Below are 26,192 nucleotides of genomic sequence, written 5' to 3' on the forward strand. Positions count from 1 at the left end.
GGTTTCCCTCCGTAGGAAACTTTTCAAGACAGAGGGGCGCTGAGGTAGGCGCGGAGGGGCGCGGAGAGGAGTTTTTATGGCGACTGAGGAAATTCGAGTGCGGGGAACTGTGCAGGGAGTGGGGTTTCGTCCCACTGTGTATCGTCTGGCGAAAGCTTGCGGGTTGCGGGGGGATGTTTGTAATGATGGGGAAGGGGTGTTAATTCGGGTATGTGGTGATGAAGGGGCTTTGACGGAGTTTGTCGCTAGATTGCAGCAGGAATGTCCACCACTGGCGAAAATTAATGAACTCATCAGGACACCATATCAAGGTGAGTTAAACTTCCATGATTTTGTCATTTCTCATAGTGTTAGTGGCGTGGTAAGAACGGAAATTACTCCTGATGCGGCTACTTGTCCGGAATGTCAGCGAGAAATTTTTGACCCCTTTAGCCGTTTTTACCGTTATCCCTTTACTAACTGTACTCATTGCGGCCCCCGGTTGAGTATTATTCGCGCCATTCCTTATGACAGATGTAATACCAGTATGTCTGCGTTTGTCATGTGTCCCGAATGTGAGGACTCATACCACGATGTGGAAAATCGCCGCTTTCACGCCCAACCTGTAGCCTGTCACACCTGCGGCCCCAAGGCTTGGCTAGAAAGGGCTGATGGTAAACCTGTGACGGCTTCTATGTTTTCTATGTTGGATGATGTGGATGCTGTTTGTACTTTGTTACAGAAGGGTGAAATTGTTGCTATTAAGGGAATTGGTGGTTTTCATTTAGCTTGTGATGCAACGCAAGAAGCGGCTGTGGAGAAATTGCGTCAACGTAAGCGAAGATATGATAAGCCTTTTGCTTTGATGGCACGGGATATTAATGTTATTGAAAAATATTGCTTTGTTAATGATAGGGAACGGGAGTTATTAGTTAGTCCTGCTGCACCAATTGTTTTGTTAGAAAAAAGGACAGAGGAAATAAGTTCTTTCCCTATCGCTTCCACTGTCGCACCTGGGCAAAATACCCTCGGTTTCATGCTACCTTATACGCCTTTGCATCATTTGATTCTCAAGCGGATGAATCGCCCGATTGTTTTGACAAGTGGCAATATTGCTGATGAACCACAATGTGTTGCTAATGATGAAGCAAAAGAAAAATTAAGTCATATAGCTGATTATTTTCTTTTACATAATCGGGAGATTGTGAATAGAGTTGATGATTCAGTTGTGCGGGTGATTGATAATAAAATTCAAATCATGCGTCGTGCTAGGGGCTATGCGCCAGCACCGATAAAATTACCACCAGGATTTGATAATATTCCCCAAATTCTAGCGATGGGTAGTGAGTTAAAAAATACCTTTTGTTTATTGAGGGAAGGCGAGGCAATTCTATCTCAACATTTGGGTGATTTAGAAAATGCTTTGGCGTTTGATTGTTATCAAGATACATTGAATTTATATCTAAATTTATTTCAACATCAACCAGAAGTAATTGCGGTTGATTTACATCCTGAATATCTCTCAACAAAACTTGGTAAAGAATTAGCCACAGCTAACCAAATTCAACTGCAATTTATTCAACATCATCATGCCCATATTGCTGCTTGTATGGCAGAAAATGGTATTCCTTTAGATTCGTCACCAGTTTTAGGTATTGCTTTTGACGGATTGGGTTATGGTACAGATGGTAAACTTTGGGGGGGAGAATTTCTTTTAGCTGATTATACTCAATTTCAACGCCTGGCTACATTTAAACCAGTGGCAATGATTGGTGGCAAACAAGCAATTTATCAGCCTTGGCGTAATACATACTCTCATTTACTAAGTGCCAATATTTGGGATGATTGCCAACAAAATTACAATAATTGGGAAATTATTAAATTTTTACAACAACAGCCGATAAATCTCCTCAATCAACTTGTAGAAAAAGGTATTAATACTCCTTTAGCTTCTTCTGTAGGAAGGCTATTTGATGCTGTGGCTGGGGCTATCGGCATTTGTTCAGAAAAATGTAGCTATGAAGGACAAGCAGCGATCGCACTAGAAGCTATAGCCGACATTCACACATTAAATAATCCTAAAGAAACAGCAATTTATCCCTTTAAGTTTACCTTTTCCGATAATATTTATTGTATAGACTCATGCCTCATGTGGCCATTATTGCTTGATGACTTACAGCAGCATACTCCTCAATCAGTTATCGCTGCCAAATTTCATTTAAGTTTATCTAATGTCATTGTGGAGACAGTCAAGTATCTCGGTCAACAAAACTTATTTAATCAAGTCGCCTTAACAGGAGGAGTTTTTCAAAATAGTATCTTATTACAACTAGTCACTAAGCAGTTACAAAATTTAGGAATCAAGGTACTCGCCCATAGTGTAGTTCCTACAAACGACGGTGGTTTATCACTAGGTCAAGCAATAATTACGGCCGCAAGATTAATTAAACAATAGATATTCAATATTTTTCAGTATCTCTTAAAAACACCTCCCTACGCCTCTGCGTGAAAAAATATTTATTGCGAATTGCGAATTGGTTTTATCTCTCCAATAAGGAACAATAAAAATGTGTTTAGGAATCCCCGGACAAATTACCGAAATCACCGACATTAACCACAAACTAGCTATTGTCGATGTGGGTGGAGTAAAACGCCAAGTCAATATCGCTTGTATAGTAGACGAACAACATCCCCCAGAAGCGTGTTTAGGAGATTGGGTGTTAGTTCATGTAGGCTTTGCTATGAATAGAATCAACGAACAAGAAGCAGCCGAAACCCTAAAATTATTACAAGAAATCGCCGCCCTACAAGCATAAATATTTTCTAATAATTACGAATTAAGAACTATGAAATATGTCGATGAATTTCGGGAACCAGAAAAAGCTGAAGCCTTACGCCGTGAGATAGAAAAACTCAGCCAGCAATTAGATAAACATATCAAAATTATGGAAGTATGCGGCGGGCATACTCACTCTATTTTTAAATACGGTATTGAAGAAATCTTACCAGCCAACATAGAACTGATTCACGGGCCTGGTTGTCCAGTTTGTGTTATGCCTAAGGGGAGATTAGATGATGCGATCGCTATCTCCCAAAATCCCAATGTCATTTTAACAACATTTGGCGACACCATGCGCGTCCCTGGTTCCAAAACCACCTTGCTGCAAGCCAAAGCCCAAGGCGCAGATATCCGCATGGTTTACTCTCCCCTAGATAGTCTGCAAATTGCCAGAAATCACCCTGATAAAGAAATTGTATTCTTCGCTTTGGGCTTTGAAACCACAGCCCCCAGCACCGCCCTTACCATCCTCCAAGCTGCTTCGGAAAATATTACTAACTTTAGTATGTTTTCTAATCACGTCCTCGTAATTCCCGCCTTGCAAGCTTTATTAAATAATCCTGATTTGCAGCTAGATGGCTTTATTGGCCCTGGTCATGTGAGTATGGTAATTGGTACTGAACCTTATGAATTTATTGCCCAACAATATCATAAGCCAATTGTTGTTTCCGGTTTTGAACCGTTAGATATTTTCCAATCCATTTGGATGTTGTTACAACAACTAGTAGAAAATCGCTGTGAAGTAGAAAATCAATATAATAGATTAGTTCAAAAAGGTGGGAATCAAATAGCACTAGCAGCCATGCACAAAGTATTTGCAGTTCGGGAAAAATTTGCATGGCGTGGCTTAGATGAAATCCCGGATTCTGGGTTAAAAATTAGAGAAGAATATGCCCAATTTGATGCAGAATTAAAATTTACTATTCCTAACCTAAAAGTAGCCGACCATAAAGCCTGTAAGTGCGGCGAAATTCTTAAAGGAGTCCTCAAACCTTGGCAGTGTAAAGTATTTGGTACAGCTTGCACACCAGAAACACCAATAGGTACTTGCATGGTGTCCTCAGAAGGAGCTTGTGCAGCATACTATAAATATGGCAGATTTTCGACAACGTTGCAAAAACAAGCAGCCGAAAAGCCAAAAGTGACTATCTCGTCATAACCTCCAAAAAAGCAGCAACACACTCCACACAACAACACTGCGAGGATATTTATATGCCATTTGTCACCGTTAAAATTGCCAGAGGACACTCCATCGAAAAAAAACGGCATTTAGTAGAAGCTATTACTGACGCTTTAGTAACTGCTTTAGATACTAAACCGGAATGGATAACTATTCACATTGATGAATTTGAACGCGAAAATTGGGCTGTGAATGGTATTTTGCATTGTGATAGGCATCGGGGAAGACACGATGAAACAGGTAGATAAAATTGCTAAATAAATAGTAGGGTGTGTTAGGCGCATATTTCGATATGATTTATCACTAAAAAGATAAATTAAGTGCCTAACACACCGCTAAATAATATAGTATGTTGGGCTAACGACTTAACACACCCCACTTAAAATTTACTTGATAAACACTTTTTTAATTACCAACTACGAATTATAAAAAATGGATTTTTCAAAAACTAACTCAGTACCAAATCCTTTATTTCAGAAAATTGAACAAGTCCGCCGTCGCCCAGGTAAAGTAAGAGATACTCACATTACTTTGGCACATGGTAGTGGTGGTAAAGCCATGCGCGACTTAATAGATGATATTTTTGTCAACAATTTTGATAATCCCATCCTCTCTCAACTAGAAGACCAAGCCACTATCAATTTATCTACTCTTTTACAACAGGGGGAGAGGCTGGCTTTTACCACAGATTCCTATGTGGTAGACCCGTTATTTTTTCCCGGTAGTGATATAGGAGAATTAGCAATTAATGGCACAATAAATGACTTAGCTGTTAGTGGTGCTAAACCCTTATATTTTACCTGTAGCGTCATTTTAGAAGAAGGTTTACCGATAGAAACTTTGCGTCGTGTTGCTACCAGCATGAAAGTAGCTGCCCAAAAAGCCGGAGTGCAAATTGTGACTGGTGACACCAAAGTTGTTCCTCGCGGATGTGCTGATAAACTCTTTATTAACACGGCTGGTATTGGTATTATTCCATCGGGAATTGATATTTCTGCACATAATATTCAACCAGGAGATTCTATAATTATTAATGGTGAATTAGGTAATCATGGGGCAGCAATTTTAATTGCCCGTGGTGAATTAGCCTTAGAAACTAATATAGAAAGTGACTGTCAAGCCTTACATGATTTAGTGGCTACTATCCTTAATGTTTGCCCTCAAGTTCATGCTATGCGAGATGCTACAAGGGGAGGATTAGCTACAGTTTTAAATGAATTTGCTACCAGTTCTCATGTCGGAATACGCCTGTACGAAGAATCTCTACCAGTGCGTGAGGAAGTCAAGGGAATGTGTGAGATTTTAGGTTTAGACCCTTTATATTTAGCGAATGAAGGCAAATTAGTAGTAGTGGTAGATAGTGAACAAGCACAAGCTGTTTTATCTGCGATGAAATCTCATCCAAAAGGACGAGATGCGTGTATTGTGGGTGAAGTTATGGCTACGCCTCCGGGAGTAGTTTTTCTAAAAACTACTTTTGGTACAGAACGGATTGTTGATATGCTAGTCGGTGAGCAATTACCGCGTATTTGTTAATTATAAGTAGAGCGTTTCATGCACGAACTAGGAATTACACAAAATATCGTAGCTATTGTTAGTGAATATGCTCAAGGCTCAAAAGTAAACCGAATTTTATTAGAAATCGGTAAACTTTCGGCTATTATGCCTGATGCTGTGCAATTTTGTTTTGATATTTGTAGTAAAGGTACGTCTTTAGAAGGTGCAGTCTTAGAAATTAGAGAAATTCCGGGTTTAGCTAAATGTCGCCAATGTGGTGCAGAAATTGCTTTAGAAAAACCATTTGGTATTTGTGGTTGTGGTAGTGTGCATTTAGATGTAATTACTGGTGAAGAACTGAAAATCAAAGAAATAGAGGTCGAAGAAGTATGTGTGTAACCTGTGGTTGTTCTGATGAGTCTGAAGATAAAATTACTAATTTAGAAACAGGCGAAATGGTACATAATCACCATCATCATACTCACACCTTAGCTGATGGTACTGTCATTACTCACTCTCATAGTCATGAGCAGGAACCATCACAAATTCATGCCAAAATTCATAACACTACGATATCTTTAGAACAAGAAATTTTAGGGAAAAATAACCTATTAGCTGCCCAAAATCGGGGATGGTTTAAAGGTCGAAATATTCTGTCCTTAAATCTAATGAGTTCTCCTGGCGCAGGTAAAACAACTCTTTTGACTCAGACTATCAACGACCTGAAGCATCAATTACCCATAACTGTGATTGAAGGCGACCAAGAAACAATTAACGATGCCGAAAAAATTAAAGAAACTGGCTGTAAAGTAGTCCAAATTAACACGGGAACAGGTTGTCATTTGGATGCTTCCATGATTGAAAGGGGTTTACAACAATTAAACCCACCGATAAACTCTGTTTTGATGATTGAAAATGTCGGTAATTTAGTTTGTCCGGCTTTATTTGATTTGGGTGAACAAGCGAAAGTCGTGATTCTTTCGGTGACAGAGGGAGAGGATAAACCAATCAAATACCCCCACATCTTCCGCGCCAGTGAGATTATGATTCTCACTAAAATTGATTTGTTGCCCTATGTGAATTTCGATGTGCAGCGTTGTGTAGAATATGCAAAGCAGGTAAACCCGAACATCCAGATTTTTCAAGTTTCTGCAACTACGGGTTTAGGGTTGGATACTTGGTATAAATGGTTAACGAATAAAGTAGCTAATTCATCAGTACCAGTTTTTCCTTAATCTAGTAATTTTGCGTCAACCTGTAGATGTTTTTTAGCCACGATGAACATTTCTGACTGAAAAGCTTATACTCTATGTCTTTGGACGGTTTTTCCTCAAAATGAGGTTGACGCTATTACATCAAATTCTTGCTGTGATTGGTTTTCACGCATTTTTTGAGGTGCTACTCTTGACAAAGCGATCGCTCAAAAGCTACCTTAGTCACAAGTTCACGCAACCGCACCTTGAAAACCAAATATATCAAGCTTTCCCAGCCTGAGCCATTGCAATTAACTAAAATCCCTATCAGGGATTGAAACATCCCACAGGTTATTCAGCCTTGCTATTGCATCATTGCAATTAACTAAAATCCCTATCAGGGATTGAAACGTAAGAAACAATAGATTTGTTGTACTCGCAACATTGAGTTCCAATTAATACAACGCGAATCCTTAGCCCCTAGCCTTTATCATGTAAGTTGAGCGTCGCCAAACCGAGAAATATTGCAACTCTTCACAAAAAAGCAATAACAAAGCAACAAAACTGTCATAAATGCTATCTAAAGTAGTAATAAACATAGTTTCCTTGCTCACGGCCATGCAAAACCAAGTACACGATGAATCTCAACCGTTAAATCCTAAAAACCATAATCATGCACCTTGGAAAAAAGCGGCTGCATCTCTATCACTAGTACTGCTGGGATCTGGTATGACTTTAGCTGGTGGATATTTAGCAGGAAACCAGCAGCAATTGGCACAAAAAGCATCTGACTTGGCGGTGAGCCGAGTAGATGCAGCACCACCATTAGGAAATAACACAGACCCCAACTTTGTGACTCAAGTGGTGCAAAGAGTTGGGCCGGCTGTGGTGCGGATTGAAGCGTCTCGGACTGTCACATCTCGATTACCAGCCGAGTTTAACGACCCATTTTTCCGCCGCTTCTTCGGTTCTCAACTACCTCAACAACAAGAAAGAGTACAACGGGGTACTGGTTCCGGCTTTCTTATTAGTGCTGATGGCAGTATTCTTACCAATGCTCACGTTGTTGATGGTGCAGATACAGTGCGGGTCATCCTCAAAGATGGGCGCAGTTTTCAGGGTAAAGTATTAGGTACAGATAATTTAACAGATGTAGCTGTTGTCAAAATTCAGGCAAATAACTTGCCAACCTTAACGGTGGGTAATTCTGACCAATTACAACCAGGACAATGGGCGATCGCTATTGGTAATCCTTTAGGTTTAGATAACACCGTCACCACAGGTATAATTAGTGCGACTGGACGTACCAGCAATCAAATTGGCGCACCTGATAAGCGCGTAGAATATATTCAAACTGACGCGGCAATTAATCCAGGTAACTCTGGTGGCCCCTTGCTGAATTATCGTGGTGAAGTGATTGGGATGAATACCGCCATTATTCAAGGCGCACAGGGTCTAGGTTTTGCCATCCCTATCAAAACAGCACAACGTATTTCTAATCAACTTATAGCTACCGGTAAAGTACAGCATCCTTACCTTGGTATTCAAATGGTAGGGTTAACACCGCAAATCAAGCAAAACATTAACTCTGACCCCAATAGCGGTTTAACTGTAGATAGAGACAAGGGTGTTTTAGTGGTCAGAGTCCTGCCAAACTCGCCAGCCGCAAGAGCAGGGCTACGCGCTGGTGATGTCATTCAAAAGCTGAATGGCCAAGCTGTTACAGATGCTAGCAATGTACAGAGAGCCGTTGAGAACGCTCAAGTTGGTGGACAATTGCAGCTAGAATTATGGCGCAATGGTCGAAATCTCAACTTAGCCGTACAAGCAGGCGCTTTCCCGACCCAACAACAGGTGAAATAAGGGTGTAAGTAGGGATGTAGGGGTGTAGGGGTGTAGAAGAAGAAAAAATTCTTACTCAGCACTCATTACTACCCACTCCCTACTCCCTCAATTAACGTACTAACAAATACCTGAAACCAATGGCTAACAAAAATACACCGTACAATTTTTTCATGGTTTCGCTGGTAATAAATGGCTGATTGGCAAACATCGCACCAAACAAATTGCCAACTAATAAGCCGACTGCAATAATCACAGCATATTTAAAATTAATATTGCCGCTACGATGATAGACTGCTGCTCCTAAAAGTCCAATGGGTAAGATTTGGGCTGCAATAGATGTACCCGTGGCAAATTTTTGATCAAGCCCCATTAATAGAACCATTGCAGGAACCATAATTGCACCGCCACCAATGCCAAACATTCCCCCAGCAACACCAGCAGCCAGTCCAATTAGCAATAGTTGTACAAGTAAATTAGACATACAAACGTGTAATTTCTCTGTGAATTACAAATAATTTTAGGTGACAAGATTGGTTTAGAGGCTGTTTTCAGTGATGAGGTTTGTTGACTGTTGACAAAAAAATATGTAGGTTCGTCTTAGGGTAGTCTGGATCTGAGATCGCTAACAATTCCTTTTATCTACAAAATTCGGACACCCATCTAAGATAAAACCCCAACAATCAAAGGCTTTCAAGTCTGTTAACAGTCAACCATCAACAGTCAACCATCAACAGTCAACAATATAAATATCGTGCCAAATCGGCTAAAAGCGCATACTCTAGATGTATTCTGTATCAACTTTAACATCTATTGTCATTGCTATGCCCCAAGATTTTTCTCACCAAAATCTTAGAGGTCGCTCTTTTAAAGGTCAAAATCTTGTAGGAGTCAATTTTAGTTACGCAGATATTCAAGGCGTAGATTTTAGTGGAGCCAATCTGCGAGGGGCAAATTTTAGCTGCACCAAAACGGGACTGCAAAGCACGTGGAGAACTTGTTTAGCCGTTATATGTTTATTGCTAGCACTAATATCAGGGGTGATTTGTGCATTTGCAGGTGGTTATCTGGGATTTTTACTGGTAAATCCGAATTGGTTAAATAAAGCAACTGGTCTATTACTGATGGTGGGATTTGCCATCTTTTTTACAGTTGGTGTTAGCAAAAGTTTAACGGACGCTTTTTATGTTTCAGGGCTTTTATTGATTTTGGCGTTTACAGGCGGTGTATTAACATCGGGGTCTGGAACTGGCAGTGGTGCGGGATATTTTGCCTTTTCCATGATTGGTATGCTCACAGGTGTCATGCTTGGAGCTATAGCTATTGCGGAAGCCTGGGATTTGTTTGGGACTTTCACCGTGCTTGGTGTTTTGCTGTCCACAATATTCGGTGCGTTGATTTATTCAACGATGGGAAGAGGTGCGGTAGTTGAGGCGAGATTTCTAGCGTTGGTATTTGCATTGATATTTATCGGATTTTCCACTTATATTGGTCACCGGATATTAAAAAATCATGAAATAGATGGGTGGATGCGTACTATTTTGATTTTTCTAGCAACGATAGGAGGGACAAACTTTCGTAATGCTAATTTGACTGATGCTAACTTTACGGGATCTATACTTAAAAGTACAGATTTGAGAAAAGCGAACCTGACACGTACTAGTTTCCACAAAGTTAATCAACTTGACCGTGTACTTCCTGGTTTCACTTACCTACAAAACACGAAAATACACCAACTATTAATCACAGGACAAGGACAAGAGCAGCAGCTTGAGCGTCAAGATTTACGCGGAGTTAACTTACAGGGTGCAAACTTAGCAGATGCTAATTTTATCGGTGCAGACTTGAGCCAAGCCAACTTACAAGACGCAGATTTATCTAGAGCAAAGCTGGTACAAACCCAACTGGACGGTACAGATTTCACCGGTGCAATTCTCACCGGAGCCTACATTGAAGACTGGGGGATTACTACCGATACCAAATTTGATGGCGTGCGGTGTGAGTATGTTTATATGCGATTGCCTACTCAAGATAATCCAGACCCCCATCGTAAACCTGATAATCGCCAAGAAGTCTTTGCCGATGGAGAGTTTGGCGATTTTATTCAACCAATTTTTGACACACTTGACTTATACCATAATCAGGGTGTTGATCCTCGTGCGATCGCCATTTCTTTTAAGGAACTAGCAGAAAATCACCCAGAGGCTGAACTAGAAATAGTCGCAATGGAGAAACGCGGACAAGACAAAATTCTGTTACGAGCCAAAACCGCAACTCAGGCTGATAAATCCGAACTTAGTGCTGAATATTTCACTACATATAATCAACTACACACTTTAGCACAGCAAGAATTACAAGCGCTCATAGCCGAGAAAGATAGCAGAATTTCTGATTTACAAACTATGGTGATGACAGCATTACAGCGTCCTAGTTTTTATGCCCAAACCTATCAAAATCAGGGGGATACCGTTATGTCCGAAAGCTCAAAACAAGTTTTTCATAACAGCCTACCAAATGCCCAATTCGGGGGTGGTCTGGTAAATGCTGATACTGTAACCGGGCAGCAAATTGCCACTGGAAACATGACTAATAATAGCCCACAGCAAAAGCAGAATTTGGCCGCAGCCGCTACAGAAATTCAACAGTTACTCAATCAACTCAGCCAAACACACCCCACAACAACCACATCGGAAAAGATGACAGTTGTGGCTAAGGTTGTGGATGAAATTGAAAGCAATCCCACTTTAAAAGCGCGAGTAGTTGGCGCATTGAAGGCGGGAGGAATAGAAGCTTTTAAAGAGATGATAGATCATCCCCTGGTAAATATTCTCTTGGCTTCAATCGATGGGTGGCAGGAGGCGGAGTAAAAAAGCAGGGGAGCAGGGGAGCAGGGAGCAGGGGAGAAAAACCACCCACAAGGGGTGTTAGCGAAGCGGAACGTAGTTCGGCTTCAACCAAGGGAGCAAGAGAGCAGGGGAGCTATCGCCCACAAGGGGCGAGGTTTTAAACCTAACTTCTCCTGATAAAAGGCTTTATGCTCACGGCTTCCTCAAACAATTTTTTCGGTAGTAAACCATGCACACCTTTATTGGGACTGTTGACAACTTGAGTTATGCGAAAATTCACGGCTAAACTACACAAAACATAGGCATCTTCTGGAGATAAATTGACGAAACGTTCCAGAAAATCAATCATATTTTTGAGGGCTTGTTCTAATGCTGCATCTAAAGTTGGTGCAAACCCCATTGTGATAATATCAGTCGGTGTTTCTGCAATGGGTGCGGTGAAGTGCAAATCTTTGCGTAGTGTTAGCTGGATACGACCATTCATCGAAGTTTCAATCGCAGTCACATTAACCTCGCCATCCCCTTGAGCTGAATGTCCATCACCAAGAGAAAATAAGCCACCAGGGACAAATATCGGCAAAAATATGCGAGAACCTGCTTGGAGTTCCCGGTTGTCAATGTTACCGCCATAATAGCCAGGGGGAACAGATGAGCGAGCATTTTCAGGAGTGGCGACACCAAGGATACCAAAAAAGGGGGTGAGGGGAATTTTGATACCACTATTTGGAGGAAATTCAGCTGTGTTGTTGGCTAAATTTAAGGGAATAAATCTTAAAGCTGGTTGAGTAAACTGATTGGGTAAGGCTCCCCAACCGGAACGAATGGCATTAAACCCAACTGGTAGACTAGGTGCGATCGCCTCTAATTTTACTTCTAAAACATCCCCTGGTTCAGCATCCTTGACATAAATTGGCCCCGTGAGTAAATGCGGACCGGCGGCAATTTTGCGTTCCGGTGGCAGATTTTGGCAGATGTCCAAAAATTCTGGTGTCAGAAACTCTGGTGGTGCTTTGTCATAAATGTAATAACCAGTGTAAGTTTCTACATCAATGGTGTCGCTAGAATCAACTTTTAGTGCTGGTTCTAATAGATGAGAGAAACCGCCTAAATGGACGGTTGATTTGGTGGCTTTTAAGATGTGGTGAGTCATCGCCGCTATGCTAATTATTAGATATTTTCAATAATCAAAACGGATTCCCATAATTTCGGTCTGATTCTTCCACAATAGGCAACTCAATACTAAATTCCGTTCCCCAAGCGGAATCGGACATCATATTAATTCGCCCATGATGGCTTTCGATAATTTGGTAACTAATGGATAACCCTAATCCTGTCCCTTGACCAATTGGCTTAGTAGTAAAGAAGGGATTAAATATTTGATGATGAATCTGGGCAGGAATACCGTTACCATTATCCTTGATGCGAATGGCAATGTAGCGATCGCTGAGTTTTTCTGTGCGAATCCAGATTCGACTAGAATAATTTTGTGTTGATTCTGGCGATGGGCTACCCCCTGATCGCAATTGTTCAGCTTCTTCTAAAGCATCAATCGCATTATTCAAAATATTCATAAATACTTGATTGATTTGCCCAGGAGAACAAAACACCAAAGGCAATTCACCATATTCTTTAATAACTTCAATCTTAGAATACTGAGTGCTAGGGTTGAAGCGGCTTTGTAAAATCATCAATGTAGCCTCTAAACCCTCATGAATATCAACTAGTTTGAAGGTTGCTTCGTCTAATCGAGAAAAGTTTCGCAAAGATTTTACAATCTCAGCAATACGCTGGGAACCCATCATCATGGAAGAGAGTAAATTTTCGATATCTTTTTGAAGAAAATCAAGCTCCAGTGTTTCAATTGTCTCTTGAATAACTTTGCTTGGATGGGGATATTCTTGCTGATAAAGATGAATTAGGTTTAGCAAATCATCATAGTATTCACTGGCATAAGTCAAATTCCCATGAATAAAGGTAATTGGATTATTAATTTCATGGGCAATTCCGGCAACTAACTGTCCTAAGCCGGACATCTTTTCTTTTTGGACAGATTCAAGAGCATTTTGTAATTTAATTAAAGTATGTTTTAAGGTTTCATTTGATTGCGCCAATTCTAGCTGAATGCGCTGACGCTGTTGAATTTCCTGACTCAGGGCATGAATTTTCTGGTTTAGCACAACAAATTCATTACCTTTTCGCTTTTCTAACCGCAGTAAATTAATAGCTGGACTATCGTGCGATCGCGGTTGGATAACTGCTCCTTGACTACGACAAGCAATTCCTTCTCCTACAGCTTGGTGAATAGTAAAAGCACCCAAAATCATTTGCCGACTTTGGGCGCAAACTCGCAGATAGTCGCTCACTTTTTGGGGTGAATCAGTGACAAACTCACTCAACTGCTGACCAATCAGTGCTTTACTGGTTTTGCTAAACAGTTTAGTAGCAGCTTGATTGACTGCCAAAATTTCCCCTGTGCTAGTTATAAGCACCAGAGGTTCTGGCAAAACCTGAGCAAAGGTTAAAAATTGATCGGGTGTCATGAGATTGAAGTATGGCAGCAGGATTTTTACCGTTGTCAAAAACACTAAAGGAGTAATAGTTAACAGACTCAGCCATGTTTTCGGGAATCAACTTCAGCTAAGACATACAGCAGGGAACAGAGAATAGGCAATAGTGTTGAGGGTAGGGTATGGGGTGTAAGTCTTTCCACTTACTTATCCTGTATATATCTTATTTAAGACTACTACTATGCTTTGAAGTATTCTTGTCCGGCAAACCCATCTAATGATTCGCTAGGTTTGAGATGAATGACGACTGTACATTCTTTTCCACCTCTGGCGATGGTGTCTTGTAACTCAACTCTGGCATAGCCCAGATTATCTGCTGCGATCGCACCAAAAATATTAGATGTCATGACACACATAGCTTCGCGCCCTTCTACCTGTTCTGCAAAAGGACATTTGCGATTGCCTAAAACTATCTTTTCATCACTTTCTTCAATTACGTAAAAGTCACCTTGAATCCGGCGTTTCCAATCTACCAGGACAGCAGTTACCTGCTCACGCGAAAGATTAGATAGTTGCAAACCGTTATGATATATCTGATTAACTTGCTGTCCTGTTCGATAGCCGACTACATTCAAAAATCCTGCTGCCTCTTCAATACCAACAACATCTTGTAAAGTTCCAGCCAATTCACGAATGATTGTGCGGAGAAATTGATCACGCTCAATTGGTAATTCTAAAGACTGTACTTGGTGGTCGAGCGGAGATGTTTGAATCATGATGAAGTTCCTGAAAATTGACATAGAAGCTAAATCAATAGCATTTGGTGAAAGGAAAGTCAGCGAAGCCTCAAAATTTATTCCTTAAGTGCTATTGACATTCGACTAAGTTTAGTTTTCCCTGATCATCTGCAAAACTCACATCAACTTAGGCTAATACCGAATGGCACTGGCTATGGTTGTGATGCCATTCTTGATGAAATTCCTTAAATCCCCGTTTTCGAGGGTTTGTACAAAAACCCCAGCTAGTGATTGAAATCAGCAGCTACTGGATTATTAGCGGCAGTTACGGCAACAACAGCAGCAACAAGACGAAAATGATTTGAGTCTTTAAATGGTTTTAAAACTGAGTCTGCATTTCTCGAAATAGCCATTTTGTATAATCCTGCATTGCTTGTAAGTGGTCACATAAGATACGCAAAAATGGTATAAATTTTTACATTTGTATAGAAGATTCAGTTAATCATTTGGGAACACTAAGTCCAAGCATTTTAAAGATTTAGGATATGACTAGCACTCTTGTTGAGAAGATTCCCGGCTATAACATCAACGAAGAACTCTATCATGGCTCCCGTACACTAGTTTATCGAGGTTATCGAGAAGTTGATCAACAAGCAGTAGTCGTTAAATTATTAAAAAACCCTTATCCCAGCTTTAACGAACTTTTGTTGTTTCGCAACCAGTATACAATTGCCAAAAATCTCAACTCCCCTTTGATAGTCCAAACCTACAGTCTAGAACCTTGCAAAAATGGTTATGCACTAGTTATGGAAGACTTTGGGGGGATTTCTCTTAAGGAATGGGGAACTAGAGAAACTCAACAATCTTTAGAAGAATTTTTAATGATAGCGATCGCCCTGTGCAATATATTAGATTTACTCTATCATCAGCGCATTATTCATAAAGATATCAAACCCAGCAATATCTTAATCAACCCTCAAACCAAACAAGTTAAATTAATCGACTTTAGTATTGCATCTTTATTACCAAGGGAAACCCAAACCCTCGTTAATCCTAATGTGTTAGAAGGAACACTAGGTTACATTTCCCCCGAACAAACAGGCAGAATGAATCGAGGGATTGACTATCGCACAGACTTCTACTCACTCGGCGTAACTTTCTACGAATTACTTACAGGTGGGTTACCTTTTGCCTCCAACGATCCAATAGAGTTGGTACATTCTCATATTGCCAAAATCGCACCATTAGCACACGAAATTAATTCAGAAATTCCATCTGTACTATCAAAAATTGTTAGTAAATTGATGGAAAAAAATGCCGAAGATAGATATCAAAGTGCCTTGGGATTGAAATTTGATTTAGAAAAATGTTTAATTCAGCTAAAAGAAACTGGTAAGATTGAGAGCTTTGATATTGCTAGTCGGGATGTGTGCGATCGCTTTATCATTCCTGATAAACTCTACGGACGGGAAAATGAAGTTCAGTCTTTACTCCAAGCCTTCGAGCGTGTTGCTGGCGGTAGTTCTGAACTGATGCTGGTGGCTGGTTTCTCTGGTATTGGCAAAACTGCGGTGGTGAATGAAGTCCACAAACCCATCACCCGACAGTGCGGCTATTTCATCAAAGGGAAGTACGATCAATTCAATCGCAATATTCCTTTTTCAGCCTTTGTGCAAGCTTTTCGCAGCTTGATGGGACAAATCCTCAGTGCATCCGATATAGAACTAGCTCACTGGAAAGAGCAAATCCTGGCTACTGTTGGTGAAAACGGACAAGTTCTGATTGAAGTCATTCCCGAACTAGAATACATCATTGGCTCTCAACCGCCGGTGATTGAGTTAGTTGGTAGTGCTTCTCAGAATCGATTTAATCTGTTGTTTGGCAAATTTATTCGGGTATTTACGAAAAAAGAACATCCCTTAGTGATTTTTCTCGATGATTTACAGTGGGCTGATTCCGCTTCTTTGCATCTTTTAAAATTGTTGATGAGCGAGTCAGAAACAGGCTATCTACTCGTACTCGGAGCTTATCGGGATAATGAAGTTTTTCCAGCCCACCCGTTGATGCTAACCCTGAATGAGATTAGACAAACAGGTGTCAATCTCAATACTCTCATGTTGGCTGCTTTGAATGAATTAGATGTTACCTGTTTAGTTGCCGATACATTGCAGTGTGCAAATAATATTGCTGCACCGCTTTCGCATTTAGTCTACCAAAAAACTCAGGGAAATCCATTTTTCACCATTCAGTTTTTGTACGGACTGCACGAGGAAGAATGTATTATTTTTAATCCTGCCTCCGGCTATTGGCAGTGTGATTTAACCCAGGTGACACAGTTGGCACTGACGGATGATGTTGTGGAATTTACGATCCGACGATTGCAGAGGCTACCAGAAGCAACACAGCAAGTATTAAAACTAGCGGCCTGCATTGGCAATAGATTTGATTTAGAAACATTAGCGGTAGTCTGTGAAGCTACTCCAGAGAGTGTAGCAGCAGACTTGTGGCGATCGCTTCAAGAAGGGTTAGTGATTCCAGAAAACTCAACCTACAAGTTTTTCCAGGGAAAGGGACATGATGTAGAAACAGTTGATAACATTAGTGTTAGTTATCTGTTTCTCCACGACCGAGTACAGCAAGCCGCTTACTCTCTCATTCCTGAGACTTTGAGACAAGCAACGCACTTCCAAATTGGCAAACTTCTGCTTGCTAATGTTTCACCAGAAGAACAAGGTAGCAAAATTTTTGCGATCGTTAATCACTTAAATGAGGGCTTGATACTGCATCAAAGCCAAGAAGAACGTTCAGAACTTTTACAGCTAAACTTAATTGCCGGGAGAAGGGCTAAAGAATCTACTGCCTATGGAGTTGCTGTTAACTATTTTACAGTAGCTCAAAGCTTGTTACCTCCAGATAGTTGGCAGCAATGTTATGAGAAGACCTTAGATGTTTATTTTAATCTCGCAGAAGTTAAGTATTTGTCTGGAGATTTTCAATCTTCTCTAGCCATTGTGGAAACGATTTCTAGTTTTGCCAAACAACAAATTGATCGGGCTGAAGCCTTTAACCTAGCGATTTTGATGTTCACATTGCAAGGTCAGTACCTCCAAGCACTTGAGTATGGACAAAAGGCATTGTCTTGCTTGAATTTTGATTTATCAGAAATAGACTTACCAGAGAAACTTGAATCTTATCAACGTGAGATTGAATTGAAATTAGGCGATCGCCCAATAGATCAGTTAGTCGATGAACCAGAGGCCACAGATCCGGAAAAACGCCTGATTATCAAAATCTTAAATAATTTAATCGTACCCGTTTATGTTCTCCAAAAGGGAGAGCTATACTTTGTCGTCGCCTTATCAATGGTTTCAGTATCTCTCAATTTTGGCGTAGTAGCTGAATCAGGAAACGGATTTTCAGCATACGGAATGTATCTCGGATTTTATCAGAGAAATTATCAATCTGGCTATGAATTTGGAGTCCTGGCAGAAAGTTTAGCCAAACGATTTAAGCAAGCAGAAAATCTTTGTAAAGCTTGCTATATGCTGGGGAATAATTTGCTTTCCTGGGTGCGTCCCTTGCGTTGCTCGCTGCCTATTTTCGACCAAGGATTAGTGGCTGGGCTACAGTCTGGGGAGATGGTTTTCTCAGGTAATCTTTTGATGTACAAGCTGCTCAATTCATTTTATGCCGGAGAAAGCCTATTAGAAATTCAGCAAAATCTTCCTGAATATTTAGAATTTTGTGCCAAAAAACTTAACTATCAGCTGCCTGTTGATGTACTCTCTGGATTAAAAATTGCCCTGGCTGAACTGACAGCTAGTGGTGCAGAGAATATCCCAACTGAGCAGCAGCATCTTGAAGTATGTAGGATCAACAACAGTGATTATGCAATTTGTCACTATTTGCTCCTAAAAACTAAAATTCTATGTTTGTACGGACGCTATGACGAGGCATTAGAATCGGCTCAAGGGGCTGAAGACCTCGTTGGTACAATTACTGGAAAATATCAGGTTGCAGCTATCAATTTCTATCAATCTATTGCTATAGCTGAATACTGCCGGGTTCATGCTCTAGGTTTAGATAATAGTTACATCCAAAAAGTTAAATCAAACCAAGCGCAACTGAGTTTATGGGCTGCTAGTTGTCCGGAAAACTTTGCTCATAAGTATGATCTCGTGAATGCAGTTTTAAGCGTTTTATCAGGACAGAAAACAGAAGCAATTGAACTGTTCGATAGTGCTATTTCTGGGGCTGAAGTCAATAGCTATCTTCAAGAAAAAGCCTTAGCAAACGAACTTGCAGGTAAATTCTGCCTTGAATGGGGCAAACAAAAATTCGCCGCAGGCTATATACAAGAAGCCTACTATTGTTACGAAAAATGGGGTGCAAAAGCCAAAGTTGTCGATTTAGAAAAACGCTATCCCCAACTACTGACTCCTATATTACAGCCAACTCTTTCGACTCTCTCTATTAACGAAACTATCATCACCTTGGGGACTGTCACCTCTAAGAGTGGAAGCACTTCTAACAGCAGTGTTTCAGATACCTTAGATTTAACAGCGATTCTCAAAGCTTCTCAAACTATCTCCGGTGAAATTGAACTCGAAAAACTGCTTGCATCTTTACTGAGAATCGTCATTGAAAATGCTGGGGCTGATAAATGTGTATTAATGCTGTTGCAAGACAGTCACTTGCTAATTAAAGGCTCAATTACCCAGGAAACACAGCCAGTTGTGTTGCAGAACCTTCGGGTTGAAGAAAGTCAAGATATTCCCCACAAACTAATTTACAAAGTCAAGCACAGTAATCAAACTGTTGTCTTGGTGGATGCGACAGCAGAGCCGATTTTAGCCAATGATTCGTATATTTTGCGTCAACAGCCTCAAAGTATCTTGTGTAGTCCGATTTTGCATCAAGGCAAATTACTGGGCATTTTATATCTAGAAAATAACTTAACAAAGGGAGCATTCACAAGCGATCGCATTGAAATACTCAATTTAATTTGCGCTCAAGCTGCCATTTCTCTAGAAAATGCCCGACTTTATGAATCTGCTCAGGAATATGCCCAAAAGTTAGAGCAAGCATTCACTGATTTACAAAATGCTCAATTGCATATAGTCCAAAGTGAAAAAATGTCTGCGTTGGGTAATTTAGTTGCAGGTGTCGCCCATGAAATGAATAATCCGTTGGGCTTTATTTCTGCTACGCTCCAACAAACTAAACCCAATTTTGCCGATATCACAGAACACTTGAGACTCTATCAAGAAAACTTAGAAAATCCTGGTGATGAAATTCAAGACCATGCGGAGGAAATTGACTTAGATTTTATGTTAGAAGACTTACCTAAAACAATCGATGCAATGGTCATGGCGTGGGATAGGCTGAAAAATATTAGCACTAGCTTACGGACATTTTCTCGCGCTGATCGAGATTATAAAGTACCATTTAATCTCCATGAAGGCATTGACAGTACAATTTTAATTCTCAAGCATCGCCTGAAAGCCAATGACCAACGCCCAGCCATTGACGTAATTACTAACTATGGTGATTTACCTTTAGTTAATTGTTTTCCTGGGCAATTGAATCAGGTGTTTATGAATATTCTTGCCAATGCTATTGATGCGTTAGAAGAAGCAAATATTGGTAAGAGTTTTACAGAGATTACAGCACATCCTAACCGCATCACAATCACAACATCAATCATTGATCATCAATCAGTAAAAATATCAATTGCTGATAATGGTAAAGGTATGAGTGCAGAAGTTAAAAACAAGATTTTTGACCATTTATTTACTACTAAGTCAGTAGGTAAAGGTACGGGATTAGGATTAGCGATCGCCAGACAAATTATCGAAGAAAAACACGGTGGTAAAATCACAGTTAATTCTGTTCTGGGTGAAGGAACTGAATTGAGCATTCAATTACCAGTGTAAATTTTTACGTCATTATCGAGTGCAGTTGATCATTTGGGAATACTAAATCTAAACATTTTAAAGATTTAGAGTATGACTAGGACTCTTGTTGAGAATATTCCCGGATATAGCATCAGCGAAGAACTCTATAATGGCTCCCGAACCCAAGTTTATGGAGGTTATCGAGAAGTTGATCAACAACCAGTAGTCATCAAATTACTGAAAAATCCTTATCCCAGCTTTAACGAACTGTTGCTGTTTCGCAATCAATACACAATTGCCAAAAATCTCAACTCCCCCCTGATAGTCCAAAATTACAGTCTAGAACCTTACCAAAATGGTTATGCACTAGTGATGGAAGACTTTGGTGGAATTTCTCTGAAAAAGTGGGGAACTAGACAAACTCAACAATCTTTAGAAGAATTTTTAGTGATAGCGATCGCACTCTGCGACATCTTCAACTTACTCTACCACGAACGGATTATTCATAAAGATATTAAACCCAGCAATATATTAATTAATCCTGAAACTCAACAAGTTAAATTAATCGACTTTAGTATTGCATCATTATTACCCAGAGAAACCCAAACCCTAGTCAATCCCAATGTTTTAGAAGGTACACTCGCTTATATATCTCCAGAACAAACAGGGAGAATGAATCGGGTTGTTGATTATCGCACAGATTTTTATTCCCTGGGTATAACTTTTTATGAGTTACTGACAGGAGAATTACCCTTTGCATCTAATGATGCGATGGAATTGGTACATTCTCATATTGCTAAAACAGTACCTTTAGCACATGAAATTAATCTAGATATCCCATCAGTTATCTCAGAAATCATCAGGAAATTAGTAGCAAAAAATGCTGAAGACAGATATCAGAGTGCGTTGGGATTAAAATTTGATTTAGAAAAATGTCTAACTCAGTTAAGAGAAACTGGTGAAATCCAAAGTTTTGAGATTGCTAGTAGGGATGTGTGCGATCGCTTCATCATCCCTGACAAACTCTACGGACGAGAAACCGAAGCCGCAACTTTACTACAAGCCTTTGAAAGAGTCAGTAATGGCGCAACAGAAATGATGATGGTTGCAGGGTTTTCTGGAATTGGCAAAACCGCCGTCGTCAACGAAGTGCATAAACCGATTGTGCGACAGTGCGGCTACTTCATCAAAGGCAAATACGACCAATTAAAACGCAATATTCCTTTGAGTGCTTTTGTCCAGGCTTTTCGTGACTTGATGGGGCAATTGCTGAGTGAAAGCGATACTAAATTGTTGCAGTGGAAAGAGAAAATCTTGTCTGCTTTAGGTGAAAATGGGCAAGTTTTAATAGAAGTCATTCCCGAACTGGAGCAAATTATCGGCAAACAGCCAGCAGTCCTAGAACTCAGTGGTAGTGCTGCTTTAAACCGCTTCAACTTGTTATTTGGCAAGTTCATAGCCTTGTTCGCGACACAGCAGCATCCTTTGGTAATGTTTCTCGATGACTTGCAGTGGGCAGATTCCGCTTCACTAAGCTTGATGCAAGTGTTGATGAGTCAAAGCGAGATGGGCTATCTGCTGATAATTGGAGCCTATCGGGATAACGAAGTCTTTGCGGCTCATCCCTTAATGTTAATACTTGAGGAGATGAAGAAAGACTTGGCAATCATCAGTACCCTGACTCTAGCTCCATTAAGTCAATCTCATGTCAATCATCTGGTGGCTGACACCCTCAGTTGTACAAAAGTTCTAGCGCAACCTTTGAGCGAGTTAGTTTATCAAAAAACCAAAGGCAACCCCTTCTTTGCAACCCAATTTCTCAAAGCTTTGCATCAAGATGGCTACATTGCTTATGACTTTAATGTAGGACATTGGCAGTGCGATATTGCAGCAGTGAAATTGCTCTCGCTCACTGATGATGTAGTACAATTCATGGCACTGGAACTGCAAAAGTTGCCCGATGCAACCCAAAATGTCCTCAAACTTGCTGCCTGTATTGGCGCACAATTTGATTTAGAGATATTAGCTATAGTTTCAGAATTTTCTGCAACCGATGCCGCAACAGCATTGTGGAAAGCTTTGCAATCAGGCTTGATTTTGCCCACCAGCCAGACTTATAAGTTTTTTCAGGGTACACAACAATCTGACTTAGAGGATACAGTTAATCCAACCTATCGATTTTTACACGATCGTATCCAGCAAGCCGCCTATTCCCTAATTCCCGACAACCAAAAACAGGCAACTCATCTCAAAATCGGACAATTACTCCAACAAAACTTACCAGAGATAGAAAAAGAGGAAAAGCTATTTGATATTGTCGGGCATTTAAATCTAGCAATTGAGCTAATAACTCAACCAAGAGAACTGGAAGCTTTAGCCAGACTGAATTTAGCTGCTGGACAGAAAGCCAGAAATTCTACAGCTTATGCAAACGCCAGAAGTTTTTTGCAAACAGGGCTAGAATTGCTTGCTGTGGACTGTTGGCAACATCAGTACGAATTAACTCTGAATCTTTATGTAGCTGCGGCGGAAACTGCTTACTTGAATGCCGATTTTGAGGGGATGATAGAAATGGCAACCGAGGTGTTGCAATCAGCCCAAAACATACTAGACAAAGTGAAGATTTATGAAATCCAAATTAGCGCACTGACAGCCCAGAGTCAGATGTTAAAAGCGATCGCTGTAGGCAGAAATGCCCTTGAACAATTAGGAGTTGAGTTTGTTTCTGAACCCAACGAAGCCCTGATAAGCAAAGCACTCCAAACCCTTGCAGACCAACTTCAGGGCAAACAGATTTCAGAACTGATTCACCTCCCTGTGATGAGCAATCCTCGAATAATTGCGGCAATGCAACTGTTAGCAATGTTGTTTGCTCCCATTTTTTTGGCAAATCCTACCTTATTTCCTTCGCTTTGCTCCACAATGGTGAGTCTATCCCTTCAATTTGGGAATACAACTGCATCAACCCTTGGATATATAGGTTATGGCAAGGTGCTGTCTTCTTTTTTAGGAGAAGTTAAAACAGGTTATGATTTTGGGCGATTGGCATTGAGCTTACTCAATCAGTTGAATGCACAAGAATTTAAGTCTCAAACTTTACTGGTGTTTGGCGCTTTTCTCCAGCATCGTCAAGAAGCACTCAGAGAAATAATCCCAACGCTAAAAGCGGGGTATCTGGCTGGAATGGAAACTGGTAATTTCCTCACTGCTGGTTACCATTTATCTATTTATTTTTACAATCGTTTATTCACTGGAGTGGCTCTGGATGATTGGGAACTAGAAATAGAAAACTACTGTGTTATCTTGGCGACTGTGAAGCAAGATTCTCCTCTAACTTACCTAAGGGTGACACAACAGACGGCGCAAAACTTGAGGGAAATTGTCAATCAACCAGATTTACTAAGTGGTACCGCCTACAATGAAATGGTGATGTTTCCTAAACACCATCAAAATAATGAATTCACTATCCTTGCTGTTGCCTATACCTATAAACTGATGCTTGCCTATATTTTTGGCAACTATACCAATGCTCTAGACTACATTACCCAAGCTAACCGCTATTTGATGGCAGCTACAGGAATGCTTCAAATTCCGGTTTTTCATTTTTATGCCGGATTAACCTACTTGACACTCTACTCTACGCACTCAGAAAGCGAGCAAGCTAACACTCTCGCCCTGGCAGAGACTCATCAAACTATTCTGGCTCAATGGGCGCACCATGCCCCCATGAATTACCAACATAAAGTTGACTTAATAAAGGCAGAAAAATGCCGAGTTTTAGGACAAAAAACCGAAGCAAGTGAGCTATATGACAAGGCAATTTCTCTTGCCAAAGTCAACGAATATTTTCAGGATGAAGCCCTCAGTAACGAACTGGCAGCAAAGTTTTACCTAGATTGGGGTAAACAGCGCATAGCCGGAGAATACATGATTGAAGCTTACTATAGTTATACCCGTTGGAGTGCAAAAGCCAAAGTCGCTGATTTAGAAAAACGCTATTCCCAATTACTTGCTCCTATATTACAGCAAACTCGTTCGACACTTTCCACTCATGAAACTATCGTTGCCGTGGGGACTGTCACCTCCAGCAGTGGAGCCACTTCTAGCACCAGTGTCTCAGATACCCTAGATTTTAAAACGATTCTCAAAGCTTCCTGCACTATCTCCAGTGAAATTGAACTGGAAAAATTGCTTGCATCGTTACTGAGAATAGTCATTGAAAATGCGGGGGCTGATAAATGTGTATTAATGCTGTTACAAGACGATTACCTGTTAGTTCAAGGATCGATGTCCCAAGGAACACAGCCAATAGTGTTGCAGAGAATACCTGTTGAAGACAGTCAGGATATTCCCCACAAGCTCATTTATAAAGTCAAGCACAGTCAACAGACTGTAGTATTTTTGGATATAACCACAGATACAACCTTAGCCAATGACCCCTATATTATCCATCAGCAGCCTCAGAGTATTTTGTGCAGCCCAATTTTACATCAAGGCAAGTTGATAGGTATTTTATATCTAGAGAATAGTTTAACCACAGGGGCATTCACAAGCGATCGCATAGAAATACTCAATCTCATTTGCGCTCAAGCTGCCATTTCTCTAGAAAATGCCCGACTTTATGAATCTGCTCAGGAATATGCCCAAAAGTTAGAGCAAGCATTCACTGATTTACAAAATGCTCAATTGCATATAGTCCAAAGTGAAAAAATGTCTGCGTTGGGTAATTTAGTTGCAGGTGTCGCCCATGAAATGAATAATCCGTTGGGCTTTATTTCTGCTACGCTCCAACAAACTAAACCCAATTTTGCCGATATCACAGAACACTTGAAACTCTATCAAGAAAACTTAGAAAATCCTAATCGTGAGATTCAAGACCATGCGAAAGAAATGGACTTAGATTTTCTGTTAGAGGACTTACCTAAAACAATCGATGCAATGATCATGGCCTGCAACAGGTTAGAAAACATTAGCACTAGCTTGCGGACATTTTCTCGCGCTGACAAAGATTACAAGGTAAAATTTAATCTCCATGAAGGCATTGACAGCACAATTTTAATTCTCAAGCATCGCCTGAAAGCAAATCAACAACACCCAGCAATTGAAGTAATTACTAACTATGGTGATTTACCTTTAGTCAATTGTTTTCCTGGGCAATTGAATCAGGTGTTTATGAATATTCTTGCCAATGCTATTGATGCACTAGAAGAAGCAAATATTGGTAAAAGTTTTGCAGAGATTACAGCGCATCCTAACCGCATCACAATCACAACATCAATCATTGATCATCAATCAGTAAAAATATCAATTGCTGATAATGGTAAAGGGATGAGTGAAGAAGTTAAAAACAAGATTTTTGACCATTTATTTACTACTAAGTCAGTAGGTAAAGGTACAGGTTTAGGATTAGCGATCGCCCGTCAAATTGTTGCAGAAAAACATGGTGGTAAAATCACAGTTAATTCTGTTCTGGGCGAGGGGACAGAGTTTACAATTTATCTTCCCATTTAGAAGATTCATTTTTAGTACAACTCTGCAAATCGATCTAGCTTAAAATCCATTCCCACTCATCCACATTCTCCTGAGATTTTCTTGATGAATCGACTCTTAAGCCCTAAGAAAGTTACATAATACATTATTGCACTTTCCCTACGAGACGCATTGCAAACGCGTGT

Annotated in this window: 16 protein-coding genes; 11 read left to right on the forward strand and 5 right to left on the reverse strand. The window is 40.3% G+C overall.

The window, feature by feature from the left end:
- The first annotated feature begins 76 nt into the window (after nucleotides 1-76).
- The 8 genes from hypF (at nucleotide 77) to ACN222_RS03475 (ending at nucleotide 8,551) form a co-directional block, all read left to right on the forward strand.
- Complete coding sequence (gene hypF, locus ACN222_RS03440; protein WP_010994869.1) at nucleotides 77-2,434, forward strand: carbamoyltransferase HypF; 2,358 nt, start codon at nucleotides 77-79, stop codon at nucleotides 2,432-2,434.
- A 112-nt stretch (nucleotides 2,435-2,546) separates the two neighbouring features.
- Nucleotides 2,547-2,795: a HypC/HybG/HupF family hydrogenase formation chaperone gene (locus tag ACN222_RS03445; protein ID WP_010994870.1), complete on the forward strand. Its 249-nt coding sequence runs from the start codon at nucleotides 2,547-2,549 to the stop codon at nucleotides 2,793-2,795.
- Between the two features lie 30 nt (nucleotides 2,796-2,825).
- Entirely contained in the window at nucleotides 2,826-3,977 is a 1,152-nt protein-coding gene (gene hypD / locus ACN222_RS03450) for a hydrogenase formation protein HypD (protein WP_010994871.1), read from the forward strand.
- Nucleotides 3,978-4,030: 53 nt separating this feature from the next.
- Nucleotides 4,031-4,246 (forward strand): tautomerase family protein, encoded by a 216-nt coding sequence (locus tag ACN222_RS03455; protein ID WP_190449713.1) that lies wholly within the window; start codon nucleotides 4,031-4,033, stop codon nucleotides 4,244-4,246.
- 184 nt (nucleotides 4,247-4,430) lie between these two features.
- Complete coding sequence (hypE, locus tag ACN222_RS03460; protein WP_010994873.1) at nucleotides 4,431-5,534, forward strand: hydrogenase expression/formation protein HypE; 1,104 nt, start codon at nucleotides 4,431-4,433, stop codon at nucleotides 5,532-5,534.
- Nucleotides 5,535-5,552: 18 nt separating this feature from the next.
- The gene (locus ACN222_RS03465) at nucleotides 5,553-5,894 is read left to right on the forward strand and encodes a hydrogenase maturation nickel metallochaperone HypA (RefSeq protein WP_010994874.1); all 342 of its coding nucleotides are present in this window, start codon (nucleotides 5,553-5,555) and stop codon (nucleotides 5,892-5,894) included.
- Nucleotides 5,885-6,730, forward strand: coding sequence for a hydrogenase nickel incorporation protein HypB (gene hypB, locus ACN222_RS03470; protein WP_010994875.1), 846 nt, complete (start codon nucleotides 5,885-5,887; stop codon nucleotides 6,728-6,730). Before ACN222_RS03465 ends, hypB begins: the two co-directional genes overlap by 10 nt.
- Nucleotides 6,731-7,306: 576 nt before the next feature.
- Complete coding sequence (locus tag ACN222_RS03475; RefSeq protein WP_044522734.1) at nucleotides 7,307-8,551, forward strand: HhoA/HhoB/HtrA family serine endopeptidase; 1,245 nt, start codon at nucleotides 7,307-7,309, stop codon at nucleotides 8,549-8,551.
- A gap of 91 nt (nucleotides 8,552-8,642) precedes the next feature.
- On the opposite strand, the gene ACN222_RS03480 is transcribed toward ACN222_RS03475, so the two are convergent.
- On the reverse strand, nucleotides 8,643-9,014 hold the full coding sequence (locus ACN222_RS03480) for a sulfite exporter TauE/SafE family protein (RefSeq protein WP_010994878.1): 372 nt from the start codon (nucleotides 9,012-9,014) through the stop codon (nucleotides 8,643-8,645).
- 301 nt (nucleotides 9,015-9,315) lie between these two features.
- Between ACN222_RS03480 and ACN222_RS03485 the strand changes: the two genes are divergently transcribed.
- Nucleotides 9,316-11,397, forward strand: coding sequence for a pentapeptide repeat-containing protein (locus tag ACN222_RS03485; RefSeq protein WP_010994879.1), 2,082 nt, complete (start codon nucleotides 9,316-9,318; stop codon nucleotides 11,395-11,397).
- Nucleotides 11,398-11,539: 142 nt separating this feature from the next.
- Here ACN222_RS03485 and ACN222_RS03490 read toward each other — a convergent pair whose 3' ends face one another.
- From ACN222_RS03490 to ACN222_RS03505, 4 genes are all read right to left on the reverse strand, one after another.
- Nucleotides 11,540-12,526, reverse strand: coding sequence for an acetamidase/formamidase family protein (locus ACN222_RS03490; protein ID WP_010994881.1), 987 nt, complete (start codon nucleotides 12,524-12,526; stop codon nucleotides 11,540-11,542).
- Between the two features lie 34 nt (nucleotides 12,527-12,560).
- Nucleotides 12,561-13,916 (reverse strand): ATP-binding protein, encoded by a 1,356-nt coding sequence (locus ACN222_RS03495; RefSeq protein WP_044520703.1) that lies wholly within the window; start codon nucleotides 13,914-13,916, stop codon nucleotides 12,561-12,563.
- Between the two features lie 206 nt (nucleotides 13,917-14,122).
- Nucleotides 14,123-14,659, reverse strand: a complete 537-nt coding sequence (locus ACN222_RS03500; protein ID WP_044520705.1) for a methanogen output domain 1-containing protein — start codon at nucleotides 14,657-14,659, stop codon at nucleotides 14,123-14,125.
- A gap of 245 nt (nucleotides 14,660-14,904) precedes the next feature.
- Nucleotides 14,905-15,033: a hypothetical protein gene (locus ACN222_RS03505; protein WP_269083589.1), complete on the reverse strand. Its 129-nt coding sequence runs from the start codon at nucleotides 15,031-15,033 to the stop codon at nucleotides 14,905-14,907.
- A gap of 132 nt (nucleotides 15,034-15,165) precedes the next feature.
- Here ACN222_RS03505 and ACN222_RS03510 point away from each other — a divergent pair, with 132 nt between their 5' ends.
- Both ACN222_RS03510 and ACN222_RS03515 read left to right on the forward strand, forming a co-directional pair.
- Nucleotides 15,166-20,556, forward strand: a complete 5,391-nt coding sequence (locus ACN222_RS03510) for a trifunctional serine/threonine-protein kinase/ATP-binding protein/sensor histidine kinase (RefSeq protein WP_010994884.1) — start codon at nucleotides 15,166-15,168, stop codon at nucleotides 20,554-20,556.
- A 72-nt stretch (nucleotides 20,557-20,628) separates the two neighbouring features.
- The gene (locus ACN222_RS03515; RefSeq protein ID WP_010994885.1) at nucleotides 20,629-26,028 is read left to right on the forward strand and encodes a trifunctional serine/threonine-protein kinase/ATP-binding protein/sensor histidine kinase; all 5,400 of its coding nucleotides are present in this window, start codon (nucleotides 20,629-20,631) and stop codon (nucleotides 26,026-26,028) included.
- The last annotated feature ends 164 nt before the right edge of the window (nucleotides 26,029-26,192 follow it).

The sequence above is a fragment of the Anabaena sp. FACHB-595 genome, from assembly GCF_048568275.1.
Classification (GTDB): domain Bacteria; phylum Cyanobacteriota; class Cyanobacteriia; order Cyanobacteriales; family Nostocaceae; genus Trichormus.

Coding starts and splice junctions, on each gene's coding strand:
- ACN222_RS03455 (WP_190449713.1), top strand. CDS start 4,031: ATGCCATTTGTCACCGTTAAAATTGCCAGAGGACACTCCATCGAAAAA.
- ACN222_RS03485 (WP_010994879.1), top strand. CDS start 9,316: ATGTATTCTGTATCAACTTTAACATCTATTGTCATTGCTATGCCCCAA.
- ACN222_RS03505 (WP_269083589.1), bottom strand. CDS start 15,033: ATGGCTATTTCGAGAAATGCAGACTCAGTTTTAAAACCATTTAAAGAC.
- hypD (WP_010994871.1), top strand. CDS start 2,826: ATGAAATATGTCGATGAATTTCGGGAACCAGAAAAAGCTGAAGCCTTA.
- ACN222_RS03495 (WP_044520703.1), bottom strand. CDS start 13,916: ATGACACCCGATCAATTTTTAACCTTTGCTCAGGTTTTGCCAGAACCT.
- hypE (WP_010994873.1), top strand. CDS start 4,431: ATGGATTTTTCAAAAACTAACTCAGTACCAAATCCTTTATTTCAGAAA.
- hypB (WP_010994875.1), top strand. CDS start 5,885: ATGTGTGTAACCTGTGGTTGTTCTGATGAGTCTGAAGATAAAATTACT.
- ACN222_RS03475 (WP_044522734.1), top strand. CDS start 7,307: ATGCAAAACCAAGTACACGATGAATCTCAACCGTTAAATCCTAAAAAC.
- ACN222_RS03480 (WP_010994878.1), bottom strand. CDS start 9,014: ATGTCTAATTTACTTGTACAACTATTGCTAATTGGACTGGCTGCTGGT.
- ACN222_RS03490 (WP_010994881.1), bottom strand. CDS start 12,526: ATGACTCACCACATCTTAAAAGCCACCAAATCAACCGTCCATTTAGGC.
- ACN222_RS03445 (WP_010994870.1), top strand. CDS start 2,547: ATGTGTTTAGGAATCCCCGGACAAATTACCGAAATCACCGACATTAAC.
- ACN222_RS03515 (WP_010994885.1), top strand. CDS start 20,629: ATGACTAGGACTCTTGTTGAGAATATTCCCGGATATAGCATCAGCGAA.
- hypF (WP_010994869.1), top strand. CDS start 77: ATGGCGACTGAGGAAATTCGAGTGCGGGGAACTGTGCAGGGAGTGGGG.
- ACN222_RS03500 (WP_044520705.1), bottom strand. CDS start 14,659: ATGATTCAAACATCTCCGCTCGACCACCAAGTACAGTCTTTAGAATTA.
- ACN222_RS03465 (WP_010994874.1), top strand. CDS start 5,553: ATGCACGAACTAGGAATTACACAAAATATCGTAGCTATTGTTAGTGAA.
- ACN222_RS03510 (WP_010994884.1), top strand. CDS start 15,166: ATGACTAGCACTCTTGTTGAGAAGATTCCCGGCTATAACATCAACGAA.